This is a genomic window from Aquitalea sp. FG25, from assembly GCF_057809375.1.
Genome location: NZ_JBMDJV010000010.1, coordinates 1 through 22313, shown reverse-complemented (window position 1 = coordinate 22313; position 22313 = coordinate 1). Strand labels below are relative to the sequence as shown.

General features: G+C 57.1%; 22 protein-coding genes. 13 read left to right on the top strand and 9 right to left on the bottom strand.

Features of this window, described 5'->3' with window-relative positions:
- Window positions 1–103: 103 nt before the first annotated feature.
- Both ACODR9_RS10525 and ACODR9_RS10520 read left to right on the top strand, forming a co-directional pair.
- The gene (locus ACODR9_RS10525; protein ID WP_488809200.1) at window positions 104–1909 is read left to right on the top strand and encodes a putative nucleotidyltransferase substrate binding domain-containing protein; all 1806 of its coding nucleotides are present in this window, start codon (window positions 104–106) and stop codon (window positions 1907–1909) included.
- Window positions 1909–2517 carry a 3'-5' exonuclease gene (locus ACODR9_RS10520; RefSeq protein ID WP_488809199.1) on the top strand — a complete coding sequence of 203 codons (609 nt, stop codon included), beginning with the start codon at window positions 1909–1911 and terminating at the stop codon, window positions 2515–2517. The genes ACODR9_RS10525 and ACODR9_RS10520 overlap by 1 nt, the downstream gene beginning before the upstream one ends.
- Before the next feature lie 77 nt (window positions 2518–2594).
- Here the strand turns inward: ACODR9_RS10520 and ACODR9_RS10515 are convergent, their stop codons facing one another.
- The 3 genes from ACODR9_RS10515 to radC form a co-directional block, all read right to left on the bottom strand.
- Complete coding sequence (locus ACODR9_RS10515) at window positions 2595–2969, bottom strand: oxidoreductase (RefSeq protein ID WP_488809197.1); 375 nt, start codon at window positions 2967–2969, stop codon at window positions 2595–2597.
- A 242-nt stretch (window positions 2970–3211) separates the two neighbouring features.
- A complete protein-coding gene (locus ACODR9_RS10510) occupies window positions 3212–3463 on the bottom strand; it encodes a hypothetical protein (protein WP_103526209.1) in 252 nt (83 codons plus the stop codon).
- 117 nt (window positions 3464–3580) lie between these two features.
- Window positions 3581–4255, bottom strand: a complete 675-nt coding sequence (radC, locus tag ACODR9_RS10505) for a RadC family protein (RefSeq protein WP_488809196.1) — start codon at window positions 4253–4255, stop codon at window positions 3581–3583.
- 2 nt (window positions 4256–4257) lie between these two features.
- On the opposite strand from radC, the gene coaBC reads away from it, so the two are divergent.
- The 3 genes from coaBC (at window position 4258) to ACODR9_RS10490 (ending at window position 7270) form a co-directional block, all read left to right on the top strand.
- The gene (coaBC, locus tag ACODR9_RS10500) at window positions 4258–5607 is read left to right on the top strand and encodes a bifunctional phosphopantothenoylcysteine decarboxylase/phosphopantothenate--cysteine ligase CoaBC (RefSeq protein ID WP_488809194.1); all 1350 of its coding nucleotides are present in this window, start codon (window positions 4258–4260) and stop codon (window positions 5605–5607) included.
- 80 nt (window positions 5608–5687) lie between these two features.
- A complete protein-coding gene (dut, locus tag ACODR9_RS10495; protein WP_159875587.1) occupies window positions 5688–6140 on the top strand; it encodes a dUTP diphosphatase in 453 nt (150 codons plus the stop codon).
- A 146-nt stretch (window positions 6141–6286) separates the two neighbouring features.
- Window positions 6287–7270: a GGDEF domain-containing protein gene (locus ACODR9_RS10490; RefSeq protein ID WP_488809193.1), complete on the top strand. Its 984-nt coding sequence runs from the start codon at window positions 6287–6289 to the stop codon at window positions 7268–7270.
- Between the two features lie 26 nt (window positions 7271–7296).
- On the opposite strand, the gene ACODR9_RS10485 is transcribed toward ACODR9_RS10490, so the two are convergent.
- Window positions 7297–8598, bottom strand: a complete 1302-nt coding sequence (locus ACODR9_RS10485) for a ferredoxin reductase family protein (RefSeq protein ID WP_488809192.1) — start codon at window positions 8596–8598, stop codon at window positions 7297–7299.
- A gap of 255 nt (window positions 8599–8853) precedes the next feature.
- Here ACODR9_RS10485 and ACODR9_RS10480 point away from each other — a divergent pair, with 255 nt between their 5' ends.
- Both ACODR9_RS10480 and ACODR9_RS10475 read left to right on the top strand, forming a co-directional pair.
- On the top strand, window positions 8854–9588 hold the full coding sequence (locus tag ACODR9_RS10480; protein WP_488809191.1) for a peptidylprolyl isomerase: 735 nt from the start codon (window positions 8854–8856) through the stop codon (window positions 9586–9588).
- A 144-nt stretch (window positions 9589–9732) separates the two neighbouring features.
- Window positions 9733–9975, top strand: a complete 243-nt coding sequence (locus ACODR9_RS10475) for a GlsB/YeaQ/YmgE family stress response membrane protein (RefSeq protein WP_488809190.1) — start codon at window positions 9733–9735, stop codon at window positions 9973–9975.
- 41 nt (window positions 9976–10016) lie between these two features.
- Here the strand turns inward: ACODR9_RS10475 and ACODR9_RS10470 are convergent, their stop codons facing one another.
- The gene (locus tag ACODR9_RS10470) at window positions 10017–10721 is read right to left on the bottom strand and encodes a glutathione S-transferase N-terminal domain-containing protein (protein WP_488809189.1); all 705 of its coding nucleotides are present in this window, start codon (window positions 10719–10721) and stop codon (window positions 10017–10019) included.
- 241 nt (window positions 10722–10962) lie between these two features.
- On the opposite strand from ACODR9_RS10470, the gene ACODR9_RS10465 reads away from it, so the two are divergent.
- Genes ACODR9_RS10465 through ACODR9_RS10455 form a run of 3 tightly spaced genes read left to right on the top strand, consistent with a single transcriptional unit; the run spans window position 10963 to window position 14086 of the window.
- Complete coding sequence (locus ACODR9_RS10465) at window positions 10963–11895, top strand: glycosyltransferase (protein WP_488809188.1); 933 nt, start codon at window positions 10963–10965, stop codon at window positions 11893–11895.
- On the top strand, window positions 11892–12296 hold the full coding sequence (locus ACODR9_RS10460; RefSeq protein WP_488809186.1) for a GtrA family protein: 405 nt from the start codon (window positions 11892–11894) through the stop codon (window positions 12294–12296). The genes ACODR9_RS10465 and ACODR9_RS10460 overlap by 4 nt, the downstream gene beginning before the upstream one ends.
- Window positions 12296–14086, top strand: a complete 1791-nt coding sequence (locus ACODR9_RS10455; protein ID WP_488809184.1) for a hypothetical protein — start codon at window positions 12296–12298, stop codon at window positions 14084–14086. Before ACODR9_RS10460 ends, ACODR9_RS10455 begins: the two co-directional genes overlap by 1 nt.
- A 111-nt stretch (window positions 14087–14197) precedes the next feature.
- Here ACODR9_RS10455 and ACODR9_RS10450 read toward each other — a convergent pair whose 3' ends face one another.
- Complete coding sequence (locus ACODR9_RS10450) at window positions 14198–15055, bottom strand: LysR family transcriptional regulator (RefSeq protein WP_488809183.1); 858 nt, start codon at window positions 15053–15055, stop codon at window positions 14198–14200.
- Window positions 15056–15154: 99 nt separating this feature from the next.
- Between ACODR9_RS10450 and ACODR9_RS10445 the strand changes: the two genes are divergently transcribed.
- Together ACODR9_RS10445 and ACODR9_RS10440 are read left to right on the top strand one after the other, a co-directional pair.
- Window positions 15155–15610 (top strand): multidrug/biocide efflux PACE transporter, encoded by a 456-nt coding sequence (locus ACODR9_RS10445; protein ID WP_488809182.1) that lies wholly within the window; start codon window positions 15155–15157, stop codon window positions 15608–15610.
- Between the two features lie 16 nt (window positions 15611–15626).
- On the top strand, window positions 15627–15962 hold the full coding sequence (locus ACODR9_RS10440; RefSeq protein WP_488809181.1) for a DMT family transporter: 336 nt from the start codon (window positions 15627–15629) through the stop codon (window positions 15960–15962).
- A gap of 61 nt (window positions 15963–16023) precedes the next feature.
- Here the strand turns inward: ACODR9_RS10440 and ACODR9_RS10435 are convergent, their stop codons facing one another.
- Window positions 16024–17283, bottom strand: coding sequence for a diguanylate cyclase (locus ACODR9_RS10435; protein WP_488809180.1), 1260 nt, complete (start codon window positions 17281–17283; stop codon window positions 16024–16026).
- Window positions 17284–17461: 178 nt separating this feature from the next.
- Here ACODR9_RS10435 and ACODR9_RS10430 point away from each other — a divergent pair, with 178 nt between their 5' ends.
- The gene (locus tag ACODR9_RS10430) at window positions 17462–20293 is read left to right on the top strand and encodes a valine--tRNA ligase (RefSeq protein ID WP_488809179.1); all 2832 of its coding nucleotides are present in this window, start codon (window positions 17462–17464) and stop codon (window positions 20291–20293) included.
- Window positions 20294–20700: 407 nt separating this feature from the next.
- On the opposite strand, the gene ACODR9_RS10425 is transcribed toward ACODR9_RS10430, so the two are convergent.
- Both ACODR9_RS10425 and ACODR9_RS10420 read right to left on the bottom strand, forming a co-directional pair.
- Window positions 20701–21324 (bottom strand): glutathione S-transferase family protein, encoded by a 624-nt coding sequence (locus tag ACODR9_RS10425; RefSeq protein WP_488809178.1) that lies wholly within the window; start codon window positions 21322–21324, stop codon window positions 20701–20703.
- Between the two features lie 93 nt (window positions 21325–21417).
- Window positions 21418–22134 (bottom strand): helix-turn-helix transcriptional regulator, encoded by a 717-nt coding sequence (locus ACODR9_RS10420; protein WP_488809177.1) that lies wholly within the window; start codon window positions 22132–22134, stop codon window positions 21418–21420.
- Window positions 22135–22313 lie beyond the last annotated feature (179 nt).

The window sequence follows — 22313 nt, the reverse complement described above, 5'->3', positions numbered from 1 at the left end:
CTCCGGGAAGCGGCTTTTTCATTTTCTGCCCGGCACTTCCGCGTTATGCTGCAACAAAGACCGCTTTTATAAGATGGATAACAACAGCGCCACCGGAGACACCATGAGCCGTTTTGACTTCAGCCATCCGCCCTTCGATACCCTGACACCCGGCGAGCAGCAAACGCTGGAAAAACACGCCGATATCCAGTTTTTTGCCGACGAAGAATGCCTGCTTGGCCCCAGCGAACGGGTAGAGGCACTGTATGTAGTGCTCAAGGGCAGTGTGCGCGAAATGGCAGGCGATGAAGTCATCACCCTCTACCGGGAACGCGACACCTTTGACGCCCGTGCCATGGTGGCCGGTCAGACGCCACACCGCTTTGTGGTGCACGAAGAAGCCCTGCTCTACACCCTGCCGCGTGAGGTGGTGCTGGCACTGACCGAACAGAACCCGCGCTTTGGTGCCTATTTTTATGCCAGCGTATCGGAAAAGTTCGGCAGCATGGCGCAGCGGGCCGGCAACCGCGAGCTGCAAACCCTGCTCACCGCCACCGTGCGCGATGTCGGCAGCCGCACACCGGTATTTGTCGACGGCAGCACCAGCGTGCGCGACGCCGCACGGGTGATGAAGGACAACAAGGTCAAATCGGTGCTGGTACGCCATGAGGGCAAGCTGGGCATTTTCACCACCACCGATTTTCGCGACATTGTGCTGAACGAAGTCCCCGGCAGCACGGCACTTTCCAGCTTGTGCCGCTTTGAACTGCTCACTGTGGATGTGGGCGACTTCCTGTTCAACGCCCTGCTGATCATGACCCGGCGCAATATCCGCCGCCTGGTGGTCACCGATAACGGCGAAGCCATCGGCATCCTGTCACAGGTGGACATCCTGTCCTACTTCTCCAACCACTCCCACCTGATTGCCCAGCGGCTGGAGCGGGCCGACACGCTGGATGAACTGGCGGAAATCGCCGGGCAGATTACCCGCCTGGTACAAATCCTGTTCAGCCACGGCGTCAAGGCCCCGCAACTGGGCCGCCTGGTGCAAACGCTTAACGCCCGCCTGTTCTCCCGCACCTGGCAACTGCTGGCACCGGCAGAATTACAGGAAAACAGCTGCCTGCTGGTGATGGGGTCGGAAGGCCGGGGCGAACAAATCCTCAAGACTGACCAAGACAACGCCCTGATTCTGCGCAACGGCTTCAACCACCCCGAATTGCCAGTCATTTGCGAAGCGTTTTCCGCCGCACTGGCACGCTTTGGCTACCCACCCTGCCAGGGCCAGATCATGGTCAACAACGCCGCCTGGCGGTTAACCGAAAACCAGCTGCAACAGCAAATTCACCAATGGGTATACCAGCCCGACGGCACCGCACTGATGAACCTGGCCATCTATGTGGATGCAGAAGCCGTGGCCGGTGATGCCAGCCTGCTGCAACGCAGCCATGGCTATTTGCTGCAACAACTGCGCGATGACGCCAGTTTCTTCTCGCGCTTTGCCCGCGCCATCGAACAGTTTGATACCCCACTGGGGCTGTTTTCCCACCTGCTGACCAAAGAGCGCAATGGCAAGGCCATGCTGGACCTGAAAAAAGGCGGCATCTTCCCGCTGGTACACGGCGTGCGTTCGCTGGCACTGGAGCATGGCATGGCCCAGTGCAACACCTTCGACCGCCTCAACGCACTGGCCGAAGCCGGGCATCTGGACAAAGAACTGGCCAATGAAATTGCCGAATCGCTGTCCTTCCTGCTCACCCTCAAGCTGAGCCAGGGCTTGCAGCAGATTTCGCTGGGCAAGCTGCCAGGCAACCAGATCGAACCGGACCAGTTGTCCACGCTGGAACGCGACTTGCTGAAAGACGCCCTGGCTGTGGTGAAGAAATTCCGCGCCCAGCTACGTCACCATTTCCGCCTGGGGAGCTTCTGATGCTGGCCAAGCTCAAACGCAAATGGCAGCACCGTATGCTGAAGGATCCACGTTTTGCCATGCTGTTGGCTGACGACGAGACAGAAATCGTCAGCTTGGACTGCGAAACCACCAGTCTAAAAGTACAGGAAGCCGAGCTACTGTCCATCGGCGCGGTCAAGCTGCGCGGCAACCGCATCCTGTCCAGCACTGCTTTTTATGTATTGGTTAAGCCAACCCGAAAGCTGGAAAGCCGCAATATCAGTATCCACGGACTGCGACCCATGGACGTATCAGAAGGACTGGACGCCGACGAAGCCGTGCGACAGCTGCTGGACTTCATCGGCGGTCGCCCGCTGGTAGGCTATTACCTGGAATACGATGTGGCGGTACTCAACAAGTATGTACGCGGCATCACCGGCATCAGCCTGCCCAATCGGCAAATCGAAGTCTCCGGCCGCTACTACGACTACAAGTTCAAGCAGAACCCAGGAGCTTACATCGACCTGCGTCTGGCAGAACTGATCAGCGATTTAAACGTACCGGCCCTCCCGCGCCACGACGCACTGAATGATGCCATTACCGCCGGTATGCTTTATCTGGCGCTCCGGCAGCGCGGCTTTGGCTGATTATCTGCCTGCCGCCTGAAAATGCAAAAACCCGGCCATGGCCGGGTTTGTTCTGCATGCCTGCTGTCAACGCAGGTTCAATAGCCCATTTCCTCGTGCTGGGTTTCTACTTGCGAGCCAGCTCCCAGCGACATCATCAACAAAGCAACACGCTCGTGTACGATCACGGTATGGCTGTTGCCGGAAAACTGCATGAAACGACGCAGATCCTCGCGCACCTTACGGGAACCGGTCACGTCGATGATGATGTCCACCTGATCACCCTGCTCGGCAATCTCAATGAAATTGCTGGTTACTGGCACACCGCGCGCCTGCGCCAGCTGGATGCCGGGCAGACGCAAATCCAGATCGGCCACCCCAACCATTTCAACAAACGGGGCATCCAGCAGTTGCTGGAGCAGCGGGGTGCCAGTTACACCTGCGCCTATCATGCCGATTCGGTATTTTTCCATATCACCCTCAAAGCGTGCGGCAGATTATGCCTTTAGAATAAGAGCCGACACTCTAACAGCTGCGACAAGGCCCTGATTTGAGACAAATCAAACTGATTGCAGCCAAAGGAAGTGAAAAGGAGAACACACTAGTCTGACAGGCAAAAAAACCACAATACCCGTCCTGCGCAGCACTGCCGCAACAGGACGGGAGCCGCAGCCATGCTTGCTGCACCAAACCGGCAGACGCAGACGCAGTACCGCTAATGCAGGCTCTGCCGCGACAGAAAGCGCAGATAACCCACGCCCTCCAGCCAGAAGCCGCCATCAGCCAGCGGCGTGGCATCTTCCAGGTCACCCAGTGTCAACACCAAGTCCTGACCATCAACATGGGCTTCCAGCACGACATCATCTTCATCAGCAAACTCTTCCGACGCTCCGTGCTGATCCGGCTTGATAAACTGGTTGTTGACCTGAATGTAATCGGACTCATTCAGCAAGCGCAGGATGTTCATGGTAACCTCCGTGTGATGCAGTTGAGAGACAAGGTCACAGCCGACAGTTACCAGCCCAATGCGCCCGTCAGCTTGGGCAGCACTGTCAGGCCGCCCAGCATCGATCCGCATCTTCCATCATAAGCAGCCAAGCTCAGCCATCGACACCGCCTGGCTGCCGGTTACCACAAAGTGGTCCAGCAAACGACAATCCAGCAAGGCCAGCGTGGCACGCAGGCTTTCGGTGAGCGCCCGGTCAGCTGCCGAAGGTTCTGCCACCCCGGACGGATGATTGTGTGCCACGATCACGGCTGCCGCATTATGTTGCAAACAACGCCGCGCCACCTCGCGCGGGTAAACACGGGCCTCGGTGAGCGTTCCGCTAGCGACTTCCTCCACGGTAATCACCCGGTGCTGCGCCGTCAGAAACAGCACCACAAACACTTCAACATCACGCCGACCAATCACCCAGCGCAGGTAGTTCTTTACCGCATCCGGGCCATCCAGCGCATCACTCAGCTTCATTTCTTCGGCAAGCGCCCGGCGCGACAGTTCCTTGCATGCCATCAGCTGCGCATACTTGGCAGCCCCAAGACCGGGACAGCGTTCGAAATCATCAAGCCGACACCCCAGCAGCGCGGCCAGCGAACCAAACTGTGTCAGTAATTGCCGCGCCATGTCCACGGCGGTCATCCCCCGGATACCAGTACGCAGGAAGATGGCCAGCAATTCAGCATCCGACAGGGCCGCCGCGCCCTGGGCCAGCAATTTTTCACGAGGACGTTCGGCCAGCGGCCAATCGATGATGGACATGAATGATTTACCCTTACTCTGGCTATAGCCTGTTTGGAAGCAGTCGGCAAACATCATATCCATGCTCCGTCACCCTCCCCGCCCGGCCAAGGGACAGTTGCAAGCCGGCAGCGCGGCCATGCGGAAATTCCGGTAAACTTTCGGCTTTATTGCACAGTTCTCCGGAAAGCCCGATGACAGCCAGACGCATCCTGCTTGGCGTAAGCGGTGGTATTGCCGCTTACAAAGCTGCCGAACTGACCCGCCTGCTGGTCAAGGCCGGCCATCAGGTAGAAGTGGTGATGACCGAAGCGGCTACCCGCTTTGTTACTCCGGTCACCTTTCAGGCCCTGTCGGGCAATGCGGTCTACACTGATATCTGGGACCCGCGTCCAGACAATGCCATGGCGCACATCCAGCTGTCGCGCCGGGCAGATGCTTTTCTGATTGCCCCGGCCACCACCAATTTGCTGTACAAGCTGGCCCATGGTGTCAGTGATGATCTTGTTTCCACACTGGCGGCAGCCCGCACCTGCCCGCTCATCGTGGCCCCCGCCATGAACCGCCAGATGTGGCAGAACCCGCCCACCCAGCGCAATGTGGCCCAGCTCAAGGCTGATGGCGTAGCCGTCTGGGGGCCGGACTCGGGCGAGCAAGCCTGCGGAGAAGTCGGTGAAGGCCGCATGCTGGAGCCCGAAGCGCTGGCCGAGATGCTGGAAGGCTTTTTTGTAGCCAAAACCCTGGCAGGGAAAAAGGTGGTACTGACCGCAGGCCCCACTTTTGAAGCTATCGACACTGTGCGCGGCATCACCAATATCAGTTCCGGCAAGATGGGCTATGCGCTGGCACGCGCCTGCCGCGATGCCGGTGCCGAGGTGACGCTGATTTCCGGCCCCACCGGCATGCCCGCGCCGCTGGGCATGACCCGCATCAATGTAGAGAGTGCACGGCAAATGCACGATAGTGTGCTGCAGACTGTCGGCACTGCGGACATTTTCATCAGCGTGGCGGCGGTGGCCGATTACCGGGTAAAAAACCGCTCCGAACACAAGATCAAGAAAGGTGCCGGCCTGCCCGTGATCGAACTGGAAGAAAACCCGGACATCCTGGCTACCGTGGCCAGTCTGCCCGCCGCACCGTTCTGTGTCGGCTTTGCCGCTGAAAGCCAGAACCTGCTGGAATTTGCCGAGAGCAAACGCAAGAAAAAACGGCTGCCGCTGCTGGTGGCCAATCTGGCGCAACACGCCATGGGTGCGGACAGCAACCAGGTTGTGCTGCTGGACGATGCCGGAGCACATGCGCTGCCGGACATGCCCAAGCCCGCCGTGGCGCGGGCCATTGTCGAGCACCTGACCCGCCTGCTGCCGCGTTAAGTCGCAACCACAACCCGACCTTGCCCAACAAGGCAGGCCCATGCGGCCTGCCTGCCCATTTCATTTGCAGGAAAACCATCATGAAACCTGTTGTAGACGTCAAAGTGCTGGACCCGCGCCTGCACGACAACCTGCCTGATTACGCCACCCCCGGCTCTGCCGGCCTCGACCTGCGCGCTGCCATCGACAAGGACTTGCTGATTGCACCAGGTGAAACCCAACTGGTGCCCACCGGCATGGCCATTCACATTGCCGACCCCAAACTGGCGGCGATGATCCTGCCGCGCTCTGGCCTGGGTCACAAGCATGGCATCGTGCTGGGCAATCTGGTGGGGCTGATCGACTCTGACTACCAGGGCCAGCTGTTTGTCTCGGTATGGAACCGGGGCCACACGGCTTTCCGCCTGGCACCACTGGAACGTATTGCCCAGATGATCATCGTGCCGGTGGTACAGGTCGAATTCAATCTGGTGGATGACTTCAGCCAGTCAGAACGCGGTGAAGGCGGTTTCGGCAGCACCGGCCGCAGTTGATGGCTCTCGGCCGGCCAGCACATGGCCGGCCACCCGGTAGCATCCCTGTCATTGGCTGCCTATATTGGTGATGTCGTTTCTCATACAACAATATAGATGCAAGGGATGTGGCCTCAATGGAAATGCGCGGTACCTCTTCACACAACATGCCGTCCCCTTCCGCTCTGCCGGAAATCCTGGACAGCCTGGTTGAACTGACCGCCCAACGCGAACGCAGGACGCTGGAAATCAGCCTGCTGACCACGCTGCGCGAACTGATGAGTGACTGCACCATTGCGCTGTACAACTGTCGCTGGATAGATGGCCACCCCTGGTGGCGCATTCAGCTGGACAGCCTGGAAGATAACCCCACACAGAATCAACCCTGGACCCTGCCGGGCAGCAAGATGTTGCGCATCCTGTTGCAACAGGATGAACACCAGACGATACACCCTACCGATACCGGCCTGTGCGTACCGCTATACCAGACCAACCAGGTGGTTGCCGTCCTGATGGTGACACCGCCAGCCCAGGCGGTGGTGGACCACAAACTGCTGATTGCCCTGGCGCGCATTCATGAGAATTTTCTCAATCTGCTGCATGCCTCTGACAGTGACACCCTCACCGGTCTCTACAACCGGCGCAAATTTGATAGCCAACTGTTCTCGCTGGTGGGAGAGCCATCTGGTGACAAGCGCCACATACTGTTGCTGGCCCTGCTGGATATCGATCACTTCAAGCAAGTCAATGACAACTATGGACATATCATCGGCGATGAAGTCCTGCTGATGATGGCCCAGCGCATGCAACAGTATTTTGGCGAGGACGATGGTCTGTATCGCTACGGCGGGGAGGAATTTGCCATTGTGTTCCGCACCGTCAGCGAGGAAAAAGCCCAGGCCATTCTGGAAGGCTTCTGCACCCGCATTTCCAAGCACCCCTTTCCACAAGTGGGCCAGGTAACAGTCAGCATCGGCTTTACTCGGCTAGACCATGGCCTGTTACCAGCACAAATCATCGACCGGGCCGACAAGGCGCTGTACTACGTCAAAACCCATGGTCGCAATCACGTCTGCCAGTTTGAAACCCTGTTGCGCCAAGGTGTGGTGCAAGAGGTCGAAGTTGCCAGCGGCGACATCGACCTGTTCTGAAATCAATATAACGGGCAGCCGCCAGATCAGCGCAGGGAAAATGCCTCGTGGTGAAAACGCGGCGGCACGGAACGGCTGGCCAGTTGACGCTGCAGGTTTTGCCCCAAGCCCTCCGGCCCGCAGAACCATACATCTGCGGCTTCAGGCAGTGCCGCCACATCCAGCCGCTGACCATGATCGCTCTCCAGCAAGTGCAGGCGGATACCCAGCCGCTGGCAGGCACGGCGCACCTCATCCAGCCCGGCCGCCTCACTGGCCTTGCGCACACAATAGAAAAAATCCACCGGCATACCCGCCGGCCGCCAGGAAGACTGCAACCAGGCCAGGAAGGGCGTTACCCCCACCCCACCCGCCACCCACACCTGCGGCCCGGACAAGGGACGGCCATCCACCCCGCCGGTAAAACCACCATAAGGCCCCTCCAGCATCAGCTTGCTACCGGCTTGCACCCGGCCAGGCAAAGCAGCGGTGTAATCACCCAGCGCCTTAATGACAAAACGCAGTTCACCATGTCCCGGCCAGGCCGAGGCAATAGTAAACGGATGCGCGCCCTCGGCAGCATCCAGTCGCAGCAAGGCAAACTGCCCAGCCTGATGACCTGGCCAGCGCGGTACATCGCAACGGACTTCCAGCATATTGCCCGGCAAGATCTGCACCGCAGTAACCGTACCGGCATAACGCTGCAAGCTACCCACCTTACGCTGCATGGAGGCCAGTGCGGCATAAACACCAACCAGCAACAGCACGGCCAGCCCCCAGCCCAGCGGAGTCCACCAGAACGCTGTCGGCGTCAGGATGACGCTATGAAACACACCCATCAGGTAAACCGGGGCAAACAGCTTGTGCAATTTCCGCCAGAAGCCATACGGCACCATGCGCAGCAAGGCGATGATCACCAGGCCCAGAATCACCCAGGCCGACCACTCCCCCACCTGCTTGGCCAGAGCAGTCCAGGTAAATACATGCGGATGAAATGACCGTACCTTGGGCGCAATCAGACCAAGCTGGATCAACCAGCGCGGAGACAAATCCAGCAACCAGTGGCCAGCCAGCATCAGGCCGGCCGCAATACCCAGCCGACGGTGCAGGCGGTACATCTTGTCCAGCCCACCCCACAGTTTTTCCAACCACAGCGGGCGAATGCCCAACAGCATGCCCAGCGACATCAGCATGATCAGTTCCACACCGCTTAGCAGCATGAATTCACGACGCCAGGCAAAGTAATTGTCCGGCCAGGGAATGTACAACGCGTGACACAGCACGAAAGCCAGCGCGGTCAGCAGCATGGCACTGCTTAGCGGATAGGCAGTCCAGCGAAAAGTTTTCATGTCCAGAGTCCTGATTGGAAAGATTGAGGACATTGGACTACCGCCGCTTGTCCTGCCCTTTAAGCAGCAAGAGCGAGATGTTGCTTTGTAATAACGGGATGGCCGACCTTAACAATTATTCGCAAATCAGCACAAAACCGGTTACACCAGTAGCAGTGCTATTGACATCCACACCGGCGGCCCCATTTAATTGCCACTTTTAGCGCGCCGTACACTCTGCAGCGTCCACTTACTCTCCCCTTACAGGAAAATCTCATGGCCATTATCGTAAACGGCGTTGAAATCACTGAAGCCATGGTGCAGGCTGAACAGGAAAACCACGCAGACGCGCCCAACCCGCGCGACGCCACCATCCAGGAACTGGTGCTGCGTGAACTGCTGCTGCAAAAAGCCAAGGCCGAAGGCCTGGACGCTGCCAATCCGAATGCGGCCATTGGAGCTCTGCTGGAAAAGGAAATTCAGGTTGAGCCGGTAGACGAAGCCACTTGCCGCGCCTTTTACGATCAGTACCCGGAACGTTTCGCCGGTGGCGAATCTGCGGTAGCCAGCCACATCCTGTTCCCGCTGGGTGGCGGTGACGAACTGGGCAATATGCTGGCCAAATCCAAGGCCGAAGGCGTGCTGGCAGAAGTACAGGCCAATCCGTCGCGCTTTGGCGATCTGGCTCGCGAGCACTCCACCTGCCCGTCCGGCCAGCAAGGCGGCAACCTGGGCCAGTTTGGCCGTGGCCAGATGGTGCCGGAATTCGAACAAGCCGTATTCAGCACCGAAGCCGGTCAAATCACCCCCAACCTGGTGCAAACCCAGTTTGGCTACCACATCATTCAGGTCAACGAACGCAATCAGGGTGGTCAGATCAGCTTTGACGACGTCAAGGAACGCCTGCAGCAATACCTGACCCAGATGGCCGGCAACAAAGCCATGCACGAATACCTGGCCGGCCTGGTACAAGCCGCCAAGATCGAAGGCTACAGCATGCCTGCGCTGTAAGGCAGCCGCCGCGCACCTCGCTGCATGCAGACAAAGCCGGGCTTGCCCGGCTTTGTCTTACCGGCTAATTAAACAAAAGCAGAAAACTGTTTCAAACAAAAACCGGGAGCATTAACACCGCTCCGGTAACAGAAGGACACGGCCATGCACTTGTTCTGGTTCTTGATTGTCGGCATTGTCGCCGGCTGGTTGGCAGGTTTGCTGATCAAGGGAGAAGGCTTCGGACTGCTGGGCGACATGCTGATCGGCATCATCGGTGCCTATATCGGTGGCTACCTGTTTGGTGTGCTGGGCCTGAACGTCCACGGCATACTGGGCCACATCATCATGGCCACCGCCGGCGCCAGCGCACTGCTACTGGTGGTGCGCCTGATCAAGCGGATATAAAGTCTGTGGCGGGCAGCTGGCCGCAGGCCCGCCATGCAGCATCAGGCACGCGGCGGCTGGTTCAGCCCTGCTTGTACCGCCGGACGCGCCAGGAAGGTATCCAGCACACGCTGCACCTCGACAAAGTCGGCATAGCCCACCAGATCGCCCGCGCCATAAAACCCCACCAGATTGCGCACCCAGGGCAGGATGGCCATGTCGGCAATGGTGTATTCATCACCCATGATCCAGTGTCGCCCTTTCAGGCGGGCATCCAGCACGCCCAGCAGGCGGCGAGACTCGGCCACGTAGCGGTCGCGCGGGCGCTTGTCCTCGATATCCTTGCCAGCAAATTTGTGAAAGAAACCCAGTTGGCCAAACATCGGCCCTATTCCGCCCATCTGGAACATCAGCCACTGGATGGTTTCATAGCGCCCAGCCGGGTCTGCGGGCAGAAACTGCCCGGTTTTCTCGGCCAGATACAGCAGGATGGCACCGGATTCGAACAAGGCCAGCGGCTTGCCATCAGGCCCCTTGGGGTCGAGGATGGCCGGAATCTTGTTATTGGGATTGAGTGACAGGAATTCCGGGCTGAACTGGTCGTTGCTATCGAAACTCACCAGATGCGCCTCATACGGCAGGCCGCACTCCTCCAGCATGATGGACACCTTCACGCCATTGGGCGTGGGCAGGGAATACAGCTGCAGACGATCCGGATGCTGTGCAGGCCATTTGCCGGTGATAGGGAAGGAAGACAGATTGCTCATGAGGATGCCTTTGTAAGTGCCAGTCAGGCTGGCTGCGTGGGAGCGTAAGACGACAGTCGCACTTGCATAGTATGGGCAAAGAAGATACCAACAAGAACGATTTGCAGAACGCAGTGTTTTGCTGGCTGATCAGCAGGCCGTAGCAAGACAAGGTAAGTAAAATTGCCTTAATCATTTTGCGAAATCCTCCACTCACAATAAAATAGCCACCAATCATCAGGATTTGGATACGCGATATATCATGTACAGAGACCGTAAAATTGCCTTGGTTGTGCCTTGCTACAACGAAGAGGTTGCCATTCCCTTGGTCATCCGCGATTTTCGTCAGGCCCTGCCTGAAATGGACATTTACGTTTTCAACAATAACTCTGCGGACAAGACCAGAGAGGTATCACTAGGCTTGGGCGTGACAGTGATTGATGTCAACCTGCCAGGTAAGGGTAATGTAGTACGCCGCATGTTTGCCGATGTGGAGGCTGATATTTACGTCATGGTAGATGGTGATGCCACTTATGATGCGGCTTCGGTTCACAAGTTGATTGACAAAGTCATCGATGAAGGAGCCGATATGGTGGTCGGATGTCGGGAGGTCACCGAAGAGATCAGCCGTGCGGCTTATCGGAACGGTCATCAGCTTGGTAACAAAATGCTGACGGGCAGCGTACAGAAAATTTTTGGCGGCCAGTTCACTGACATGCTATCAGGCTATCGTGCCTTTTCACGCCGGTATGCCAAATCGTTCCCAGCCATTTCTCAAGGCTTTGAAATTGAAACCGAATTGACTGTACACGCACTGGAATTACGCATGCCTTATGCCGAGGTTGCTACGCCTTACGGCTCGCGTCCCGAAGGCTCCAGCAGCAAACTGTCAACTTACCGCGATGGTTGGCGCATTTTGAAGACCATCATCAAACTTTATGTACATGAGCGCCCAATGCAGTTCTACGGTTTTACCGCATTGTCCCTGTGCATACTATCGGTACTATTGGCCCTACCGCTCCTGCTGACTTTTATAGAGAGTGGACAGGTTCCGCGCTTCCCGACGGCCATTCTCAGCGCTTCCATCATGATTTGTGCGTTACTGTCCTGCGTAACCGGCTTGATTCTGGATAACGTCACCAAGGGTCGACACGAAAGCAAACGCCTCGCATATCTGGCGATTCCTAAAACATGATGACCAGCATGCGTTTCCTGCAGTTTGGTGTCGTGGGGGTTGCCGGCTTTCTGGCTGACTACGGCAGTTACTTGATATTCAGCTCCTTGTTGCCCTTCTATTTGGCTAGGCTGCTTTCATTCGCGGTAGCTGTCTGCACTACTTGGCTGCTTAATCGTTACTGGACCTTTCAGCAACATCCGTCCCGTCATGCATGGCCGATGGAATTGCTGATCTACTTTCTATCCATGTCATTGGGAGGGATGTGTAATCTGGGCACATCCTTACTGTTGCTCAATTTCATGCAACATGTAGCACATATTGCCTTGTACGCTCTTGCAGCTGGCAGTCTTACCGGACTCGGCTCCAATTATCTGCTGTCGAGCAAGTTAATATTCAACAACAGAGCCAAGGAGTTTTGATGCCCAGTCTTGCACTTCCTGTGGCGACATTCCTGTCACTGCTGCTTGCCGTCGTGCTTATAGGCTTGATGGTCAACCAGAAAATCCTGCAGCAAACACCATTGCAGTTTGGCAACCCCAGTCTGACTCTGTTTCTGGCAGCCACTAGCGGTTATGTTTTTCTCAGCCTGCTACTGTTTTTGCTAGGCTTGCTCAACGCCCTGACTCCATTTGGAGTAACAGCTAGTTTGATGGTTGCCTTTGCCTTGCTGTTTGACCGAAGCATGCTGCAATTGGGTAGCCTGATCCGACAATATGGCCGACTGGAGCTGGGGTTGATCCTGCTGGCACTGGTCTGCTTCCTGTTATTGCCAGCTCGTGTTTCTGGTCACAGTGATGACACTATGTACCACCTGCCGCTGGCACTTGGTTATGCCCAACATGCCGGGCTGTATATCAACCCTTACATCCGCTTTCCGCTCTTTCCACAATTTTCAGAACTACTGATGTCAACCGGCTTCATTTTTCTGAATAAGGAGCAAGGCACGCTGGTAGCCCAAAGCTGGATGGCCATGCCGGTCTTCATCATGTGGCTGGGAGTGAAAGGCTTGCTGGATAGCAAGGTATCCAGCAAGTGGCCTGGCTTTATCGCTCTCACCATGCTGGGTGTTCTGGCCCCGTTGAAACACACGCTGGGTTACGCCTATATCGATCAAGTACTGGCCTTGTATTGCTTTGCCATGTCGGCAGCTTTCATTTGCCTGTTCAATGTCCCACAGCTCAACAAACGCTGGTATCTTCTGGCCGCCCTTTATGCTGGAGCAGCGATCGGGACCAAGTACTTCGGTGTTGTTTACGTGGCAGGGGCCTATTTCGCGGTACTGCTGTTCGGGCGAGATCTACGCAGCGTATTGGCCAGCGGCATACTTTCACTGGTGGTTGGTGGTGGATGGTATCTACGCGCTTTCCTGGTGTCTGGAGATCCAATCCACCCAGCAGGTGGCAATATCTTTGGCTACTACCTGTGGAATGCGCAGGACCTGCTGGCTCAAAAAGCAGAACAAGCCACCTATGGTACTCACCACACCCTGCAATACATCCCCAGCGCCATCGTAAAGGCAGGGATGAAATCCATGCTGCTGATTCCCTGCACCCTCTATCGCTGGCCACGATTGAACAAGGGAGAACGTGCGGCATTGCTCAGCATTATCTTGTACTTCGCATTCTGGTTTTTTGTGACCCAAGTTGACCGCTATCTTGCCCCAATCAGCGGCATAGGTGTTTACTTACTGTGTCTCATGGCTGCGGATATTGCAGCAAGACTCAATCTGTTTCTAGAGAAAAAGTCAGGACATACCGTTCATAACTGGCAATGGATTGGGAAGATCCTGATGATTGCCGTTCTTATCAATCTCGTTCACAAGACCGCCCTGCAAGTTCGTGACCAATACTATGAATGGCAACAGATTCTGGACTCGCGCACGGGCCATGATCTGTTTATGTTTGCCAATTCACAACGAGATAAGTATGGAAACAGCTTGGTCAATATTAATCTTGAAACCTTAACCTTTTACTTCGATGGTATGGTTTATGGTCAGCTATTTGGCCCCGGCCGCTTTTCAGATCTACTCAAATGCAGTGGACGGCACTGTAGCCTGATACCGGCAGAACAAATGAAACAGTATTTGCTGGTACACAACAGCAAGTTACTTGTAACTCCGAACGGTATGATTGAGAACCAAGCAGATTATAATCGACTGTTCACTACACTCTACCAATCCAAGACGGGGAGTGTCCTTGCATTAAGATGAGCCAAAGAGCAAGCGCACAGAGAGGCTTTAGCCTTCTGACGTGACAACTCGACAAGCACCACCTGAAGCTTGCCGCCCGCATCTGGAGCTGCATCCCAACCGTTAACAACTCTACCCCATCAACTGCGCCAGCACCCAGGCCGCTGCGCGGCCGGGTTGGCGGGCTTGCGACCATACCAGATCCACCTGCACCGCCTTGGGCCAACCCGCCACTTTCAGCTCGGCCAGCTCATCCCCGCCAAAGTTGACCGCCAGCCAGCTGGGCAGTTCGGCCCAGCCAAAGCCCAGCCGCGTCATTTCCAGCAGTAACAGATAACTGGGAGCAGACCAGCAACGTGCGCTGAGCGTGGCGCTGGGCGGGCCGTAGTAGGTATTGAGCCGCAGCTCGCGCTCGGCGGCCAGTTGCTCGCGGCTGACACTGGACAGGCCTGCCAGCGGATGATTGCTGCTGACATACAGGCTGCTTTGGCTGGCGTCCGGCATCGGGTAATAACCGATATCTGCCGGGTAGCGTGCCAGCCCGGAGACAAAGCCCAGTTGCGCACGCCCGCTTTCCACCAAATCAATCACGTCTTCTTTTTCTGCCACCAGCGTTTCCAGCTCCAGTGCGGGAAATTGCTGCTCAAACAGCCGCAGCATCTGCTCCAGCGATTCGGACTGAAAGGTATCGGACAGCACAATGGTGAGCCGTGGCTCCAGCCCGCCCCCCAGCAGCCCGGCCACCCGGCTGAGGGCATCGCCAGCGTCCAGCAACTGGCGGGCATGGCTGAGTAACTGCTGCCCCGCCTGGGTAAGCACCGGCTGGCGACCACTGCGCTCAAACAGGCTGACTCCCAGATCGATCTCCAGATTGGCAATGGCTTCGCTGATGGTGGACTGGCTCTTGCCCAGACGCCGGGCGGCAGCAGAAAACGAACCCAGCTCGGCAGCCGTACTGAAGGCGGCAATGGCATCAAGCGACCAGGACATATCGGTTTCTCCGATGGATTTTATTTTTCTACTATCCGACAAACCAATCAGAATGTCATCCGAACCCAGCCTGCCACCCGCAGAAGAAAGGAAGCAAACATGCAAGCAGCAGACAACAAGCACCTTCACGAACGCATCTTGCATGCCGTGCTGTATGAAGTTTGCGCCATGGTGATGCTGGTGCCGCTGGCCGCCCTGCTAACCGGTAGCGGCATGGGCCAGATGGGGGTGCTGGCGCTGATGATGTCCTGCGTGGCCATGCTGTTCAACATGCTGTTCAACGCCCTGTTCGAGCGCGCGGAGCGGCACTGGGGCCTGCAGCGCACGCGATGGGTGCGCTGTGTACATGCCCTGCTGTTTGAGGGCGGGTTGGTGGTGATGCTGGTACCGCTGGCCGCCTGGTGGCTGCAGGTGTCGCTATGGCAGGCGCTGCTGCTGGATCTGGGCTTTTTCGCCTTTTTCCTGCCCTATACCTATGTCTTCAACCTGGCTTATGACCACTTGCGTCAGCGTGTCATGCAAGGCAGGCAAACTGTAGCCACACAAAGCAAATAAACAAAAGGAGACCGTGATGAACAACGCCTGGATTTTCCTGAGCATTGCCATTGTGGCTGAAGTAGTGGCCACCTCATCCATGAAGCTGACTGAAGGCTTTACCCGTCTTGGCCCCTCGCTGCTGACCGCCGCCGGTTACATGCTGTCGCTGTACATGCTGTCGCTGACACTGCGTCACGTGCCGGTGGGTGTGGTGTATGCCATTTGGTCTGGCGTGGGCATCGTGCTGGTATCTGTGGTGGCCTGGCAGCTGTATGGCCAGAAGCTGGACCTGCCCGCCATCATCGGCATGGCCATGATTATTGGTGGCGTGCTGGTGCTGAACCTGTTTTCCCGCTCAGCCGTGCACTAACACAGGTCGGCAGGCGCGCCTTTTCTCATCCGGGCTGGTTTAAAGCTGAGCTGGTTTAAAGCTAGGCCAGCGGCAGATCGCCACCCTGCAAAGCCAGCATACCGCCGCACACCTGATTGCGACCCTGGTGCTTGGCCTGATAAAGATAGTTATCCGCCTGCTTCAGCAGATTGCCGATATCGCTTTCTTCGGCGGCCGCCATGCCGATGCTGACGGTAAAGTGTAAATCTCCCAGCGGGGTGCTGATTTCCAGATTGGCCAGCGCGCGGCGCAGCTTGTCCAGTTGAGCCAGCATCACTGGTGCATGCACCTGCTGGCAGAGAATGACAAATTCTTCGCCACCAAAACGGGCAATGATGTCGTCCGGAAAAAACGACTCCAGCAGCCGTGCCATCTGGCTGATCACCCGGTCACCCATATCATGGCCATAGCCGTCGTTGATGCGTTTGAACAGATCGATATCCAGCACCGCCACACCGATATTGTGTCGCAGTCCGCTGATCTGTTCGAAAAAATGCCGCCGGTTGGACAGGCCGGACAGGTGATCCTTGTTGGCAGATTCCTTCAATGCCTGCAGGTTTTCCACAAACTCCACATTGCGGGTAACCCGGCAGAAGAACTCTTCGTAATTGAAGGGCTTTTGCAGATAATCATCGGCCCCGGCCTTGATGAAGCGGGCGGTCATGGTGGGGTCCTGGCTGCCAGAAATACCGATGATGGCCAGATGGGTGTGATCCAGAAAACGGCGCACGGTGCTGGTCATCCGCACCCCGTCCATGCCGGGCATGTCGTGATCGGTCAGCACCAGCTTGATGCCACGCTCCCGACGCAAGATGGCCAGTGCCTGTTCGGCATCTGCCGCCTCGATCACCTGATACAGATGCCGTTCCAGCTGGGTACGCAGAAACTGCCGCACGGCCTGGGAATCATCAACCACCAGCACTTTGATGCCGGGATTGACGCGGATACGCCGCAGCATCTTCATTACATACTCAAACGCCGACGGGCTTTCCTTGGGAATGTAGTCCACCACCGGCATGCCCAGCACCCGCTCACGCGTGGGCATGTCGTTATGTGCAGTCAGCACCACGGTGGGAATGCGGTTTTCCAGCAATAAGGGTAATACCTCGCCGCTGGGGGCATCCGGCAGGCAGTAATCCGCCACCGCCGCCATAAAGCGCGCGTCCTCCGCCAGCGCCTGGCGCACCTCGGCCAGGCTGGTTGCCGGCACAGCAACAAAGCCTTGCTTGTTGACCAGCCGACACAGGGGGCGAATCAGCATCAAGCTGTCTTCAATCACGAGAATGCGCGGTGCGTCCATGCGGATGGTGGATAGCTGTTCATCAAGAATAAGGACTGCATTATTGACGAAGCCCAGCTATCTGTCAGTAAAGCTTGTGTGACACCGGCGGCCGCCATCGCAGGCAGCCGGCTCGGAGAACACCGCGAAAACAGGTATAATCAACCCATTTTTTTCGTATAAAGAAGCGCCATTCATCATGGAACTTGCCAAGAGCTTTGAACCGGGCGATATCGAACGCCGCTGGTACCAACACTGGGAACAGGCTGGCTACTTCAAGCCGAGCATGGACACCACCAAACCGTCCTTCGCCATTCAGCTGCCGCCGCCCAATGTCACCGGCACCCTGCACATGGGCCACGCCTTCAACCAGACCATCATGGATGGCCTGACGCGCTACTACCGCATGAAGGGTGACAACACGGTGTGGATTCCCGGTACCGACCACGCCGGCATTGCCACCCAGATCGTGGTGGAACGCCAGCTGGCCGAACAAGGCATCAACCGCCACGACATGGGTCGCGAAGCCTTTACCGCCAAAGTGTGGGAATGGAAAGAAAAATCCGGCGGCACCATTACCAGCCAGATGCGCCGCGTAGGCTGCTCGGTGGACTGGAGCCGTGAATACTTCACCATGGACGACACCCGCGCCGAAGTGGTGACCGAAGTGTTCGTGCGCCTGTTCGAGCAGGGCCTGATCTACCGTGGCAAGCGCCTGTCCAACTGGGACCCGAAACTGGGCACCGCCATCTCCGACCTCGAAGTGGTTTCCGAGGAAGAAGACGGCCACATGTGGCACATCAAATACCCGGTAGTGGACAGCGACGAGTTTGTCACCGTTGCCACCACCCGCCCGGAAACCCTGCTGGGCGACGTGGCAGTGGCCATCAACCCCACTGATGAGCGCTACCAGCACCTGCTGGGCAAAGAGCTGCAACTGCCGCTGACCGGCCGCACCATCCCGGTAATCGCCGACGACTACGTGGATGCCGCTTTTGGCACCGGCTTCGTCAAGATCACCCCGGCGCACGACTTCAACGACTATCAGGTGGGCAAGCGCCACAGCACCCAGCTGATCAACGTGATGAGCCTGGAAGCCACCATGCTGGCCCGCGCCCAGGTGTTCGGCTTTGATGGCTCGGTACAAGGCACCATCGACCTGCCGGCCGCCTACGCCGGCCTTAGCACCAGCGCCGCCCGTAAAGCCATGCTGGCCGACCTGGAAGCCCAGGGTCTGCTGCTGGAAACCAAACCGCACAAACTGATGGTGCCGCGTGGCGACCGTACCGGCTCCGTCATCGAACCCTTGCTGACCGACCAGTGGTTTGTCGCCATGGACAAGGTAGCCGTGGACGCGAACGGCCAGCCCGACCCCACCGGCCAGTCCATCGCCGCCAAGGCCATCGACGCGGTACAGTCCGGCGAAGTGCGCTTCATCCCGGAAAACTGGGTCAACACCTACAACCAGTGGATGAACAACATCCAGGACTGGTGCATCAGCCGCCAACTGTGGTGGGGCCACCAGATTCCGGCCTGGTACGACGAAGACGGCAACATCATCGTCGCCCGCAGCGAAGCCGAAGCCCAGGCCAAAGCCCCGGGCAAAACGCTGCGCCGCGAACAGGACGTGCTGGACACCTGGTTCTCCTCCGCCCTGGTGCCCTTCTCCACCCTGGGCTGGCCGGAAGAAACCCCGGAACTGAACGCCTTTGTCACCTCCAATGTGCTGGTAACCGGTTATGAAATCATCTTCTTCTGGGTAGCCCGGATGATCATGATGACCAAGCACTTCACCGGCAAGGTGCCGTTCCGCGACGTGTACATCCACGGCATGGTGCGCGACCACGAAGGCAAGAAAATGTCCAAGTCCGAGGGCAATGTGATTGACCCGGTGGACCTGATCGACGGCATCAAGCTGGAACCGCTGGTGGAAAAACGCACTACCGGCCTGCGCCGTCCGGAAAAAGCCCCGCAGATTGCCAAGGCCACGGAAAAACTGTTCCCGGAAGGCATTCCGGCCTACGGGACTGACGCCCTGCGCTTCACCATGGCCAGCTACGCCACCCTGGGCCGCAGCGTCAACTTCGACTTCAAGCGCGCCGAAGGCTACCGCAACTTCTGCAACAAGCTGTGGAACGCCACCCGCTTTGTGATGATGAATGTGGAAGGCAAGGACTGCGGTCAGGATGAAAGCCTGCCGCTGGAATTCAGCTTTGTTGACCAATGGATCATCGGCCGCCTGCAACAAGCCGAAGCCGACGTCACCAACGCGCTGGAAACCTACCGCTTCGACCTGGCCGCCCAGGTGATCTACGAATTCATCTGGAACGAGTACTGCGACTGGTATGTGGAACTGGCCAAGGTACAGCTGCAAAACGGCAACGAAGCCCAGCAACGCGCCACCCGCCGCACCATCGTGCGCGTGCTGGAAGTCGCCCTGCGCCTGACCCACCCGCTGATGCCCTTCATCACCGAAGAGCTGTGGCAAACCGTCGCCCCGCTGGCCAATGCCAAGCACACCGACTCCATCATGCTGGCGCAATGGCCGGTGGCGGTGCAGGAGAAGATCAATGCCGAGGCCAACGCCCGCATGGATGCCTTCAAGGACATGGTGAACGCGGTGCGCAACCTGCGTGGTGAAATGGGCATTGGCCCGGCGGTCAAAGCCCCGCTGTTCATCGAAACCAGCGATGCCACGGTGGCGGATTACATCCCCTACCTGAAGCTGCTGGCCCGCCTGACCGAGGGCAGCATCGTCGCCACCCTGCCGGCAGACGACGCCCCGGTAGCCATGTCCGGCAACGCCCGCCTGATGCTGAAGGTGGAAGTGGACAAAGCCGCCGAAACCGCCCGCCTCACCAAGGAGCTGGGCAAGCTGGACGCCGAGCTGGCCAAGCTGACCGCCAAGCTGGAAAAACCGGGCTATGTAGACAAGGCCCCGGCGCACCTGGTGGAGCGCGACAAGGCCCAGCTGGCAGAGCTGAACGACAAGATGGACAAAGTGAAAGTGCAGCTGGCTAAGCTGGCCTGATCGACTTCATCCCGCATGCAGAGCCCACCGTTTGGTGGGCTTTTTTGCGTCTGGGGTCAAATAAAACCAAGGCAGTGGAGGTTCATGGCGAGTGCGAGAATGGCAGCTACCAGCCAGGAGCGGACACTGCCTAGATGCGAAATCAAAGACCTAAGTTCGGCCTAAGCGGTCTTTCTACGGCTTGCTAGACAACGGCTGGTTTACACAGAATGTCGGACATACTGCTTGTTGGGCTACAAAACCAAAAGCTATCACAGTCCTGTGATCGGGCCCGAGCAGCCTCTGGCCAGGCAGCCTTGCTAGCGGGCAACCTGAGCAGATACTAGCACCGCTACGGTAGTAGCCGCTTAATGGGGCCTAGTTGACATTTTTACTCCTAGAACATCTTGTCTGAATATGACTACCAGTCAGTTCTGGCCTTGTTCCGTATCTTTCCAGCAATTCAGTGCTTGAATCTGCTGGAACCATCGTCCAATTTGGCTAAATTGCATGAGTGGAAGCTTGGCACGATGCCAATCGCCAAGCGGTGCTGCAATAGCAAGGTCAGCAAGAGACAGTCGGCTGCCACAGATCCACTCCCGCCCGGCAAGATGTGTGTCGAGAACCTGGCAAGCATCGACAAACATGGCTTCAGCGCGCTCAACTTCAGTCTGGCTGGCTGGCCCTAAGCCTGCCATCCCCTTAATTGAATTTTCCCAGTTAAGGATGCTGATCGCCGGCATCAGATGTTGACCGCACCAGAACATCCAGCGACTCGCATCTGCACGTTGTTGTGCTGTTTCAGGATGCAGTGACTGATCCTGAGCCAACTCGGCCAGGTACTGCATGATGGCGTAAGACTCCCAGAGCACATATTCGTCGTCTTCAAGAACGGGAACCTGATGATTCGGGTTCAGCTTCAAGAAGGGTGGCGTATTTTGCTCGCCACGAAACAGATCAACCGAAATTAGCTCAAGCGGTATGCCAAGATGGCGTGCTACGAGAAGTACCCGGCGGCTACAAGAAGAAAGAGGATGGTAGTAAAGATGCATGGCTCACACTCCAGTGGTTGATCTAAAGTGATGCCATCGTATTCGCAACTACTGACAGTTTCTGTCAGTAGTCATGCTGCTGTTAATCTGGACCTAGTTGTTTTTGCCGATTTTGTTGCTGCTGGCCTGCTGGTAGGCATCACATGTCCGCCACTCTTTCAATAATTCTTGCTTCCGGCGCGGATAGTGATCTTGGGTAATGAGTAATGCCGAGATACGGTCTGTCCTGAAGTGTCGGAAATCCTGACGTACTTCACACCACCCGGCTAGCATGCGTACATGATCGAAATAGCCTAACGCCAGTGGCCAGATTGTTCGCTGCGTGGCATTGCCCTGCACATCACAGTAGTCGATACGCAGTTTGTGTTCACTCCGAATGGCCTGGCGGATTAGCGATAAGTCCACCCTATCAGTTTCCGCCTGCGAGGGTGTTCCCACCATAAGAGAACTGCTATTCAGGGTATGACGCAATTCTTGTGGCAGAACTGAAGAAATTTTGGCGAGTGCATTTTTTGCCGCACTACCCAGAGGCGTGTCTGTCCGTTTGGCTACCCATTTCGATCCAAGTACCAGTGCTTCAATTTCCTCTGCTGTGAACATCAAGGGTGGCAACATGAATCCAGGCCGCAAGACATATCCCAGCCCAGGCTCACCCTCAATATCGGCACCTTGTGCCTGCAAAGTGGCGATATCCCGATAAAGTGTTCGCAGACTGACCCCGAGCTCATCTGCGAGGCAGGCCCCGGTGACAGGGAAGCGGTGGTGCCGTAAGGCTTGAAGTAGGGTAAACAATCTTTCCGTACGAGACATGAACACTCTGCTAGGTGATCAGAATTAACCATTTTGTCATATTTGGTCAGGCACCAAGCATCCTTTCGTGGGTATAGCGGCATCCAAATAAGATCAGACTGGGTTTCGGCCAGAGCTGTCATTCCCCCCCATCTAAGCAATGGCTGCTTCTGTATCAGAAAGCAGCCATTCTGGAGTCG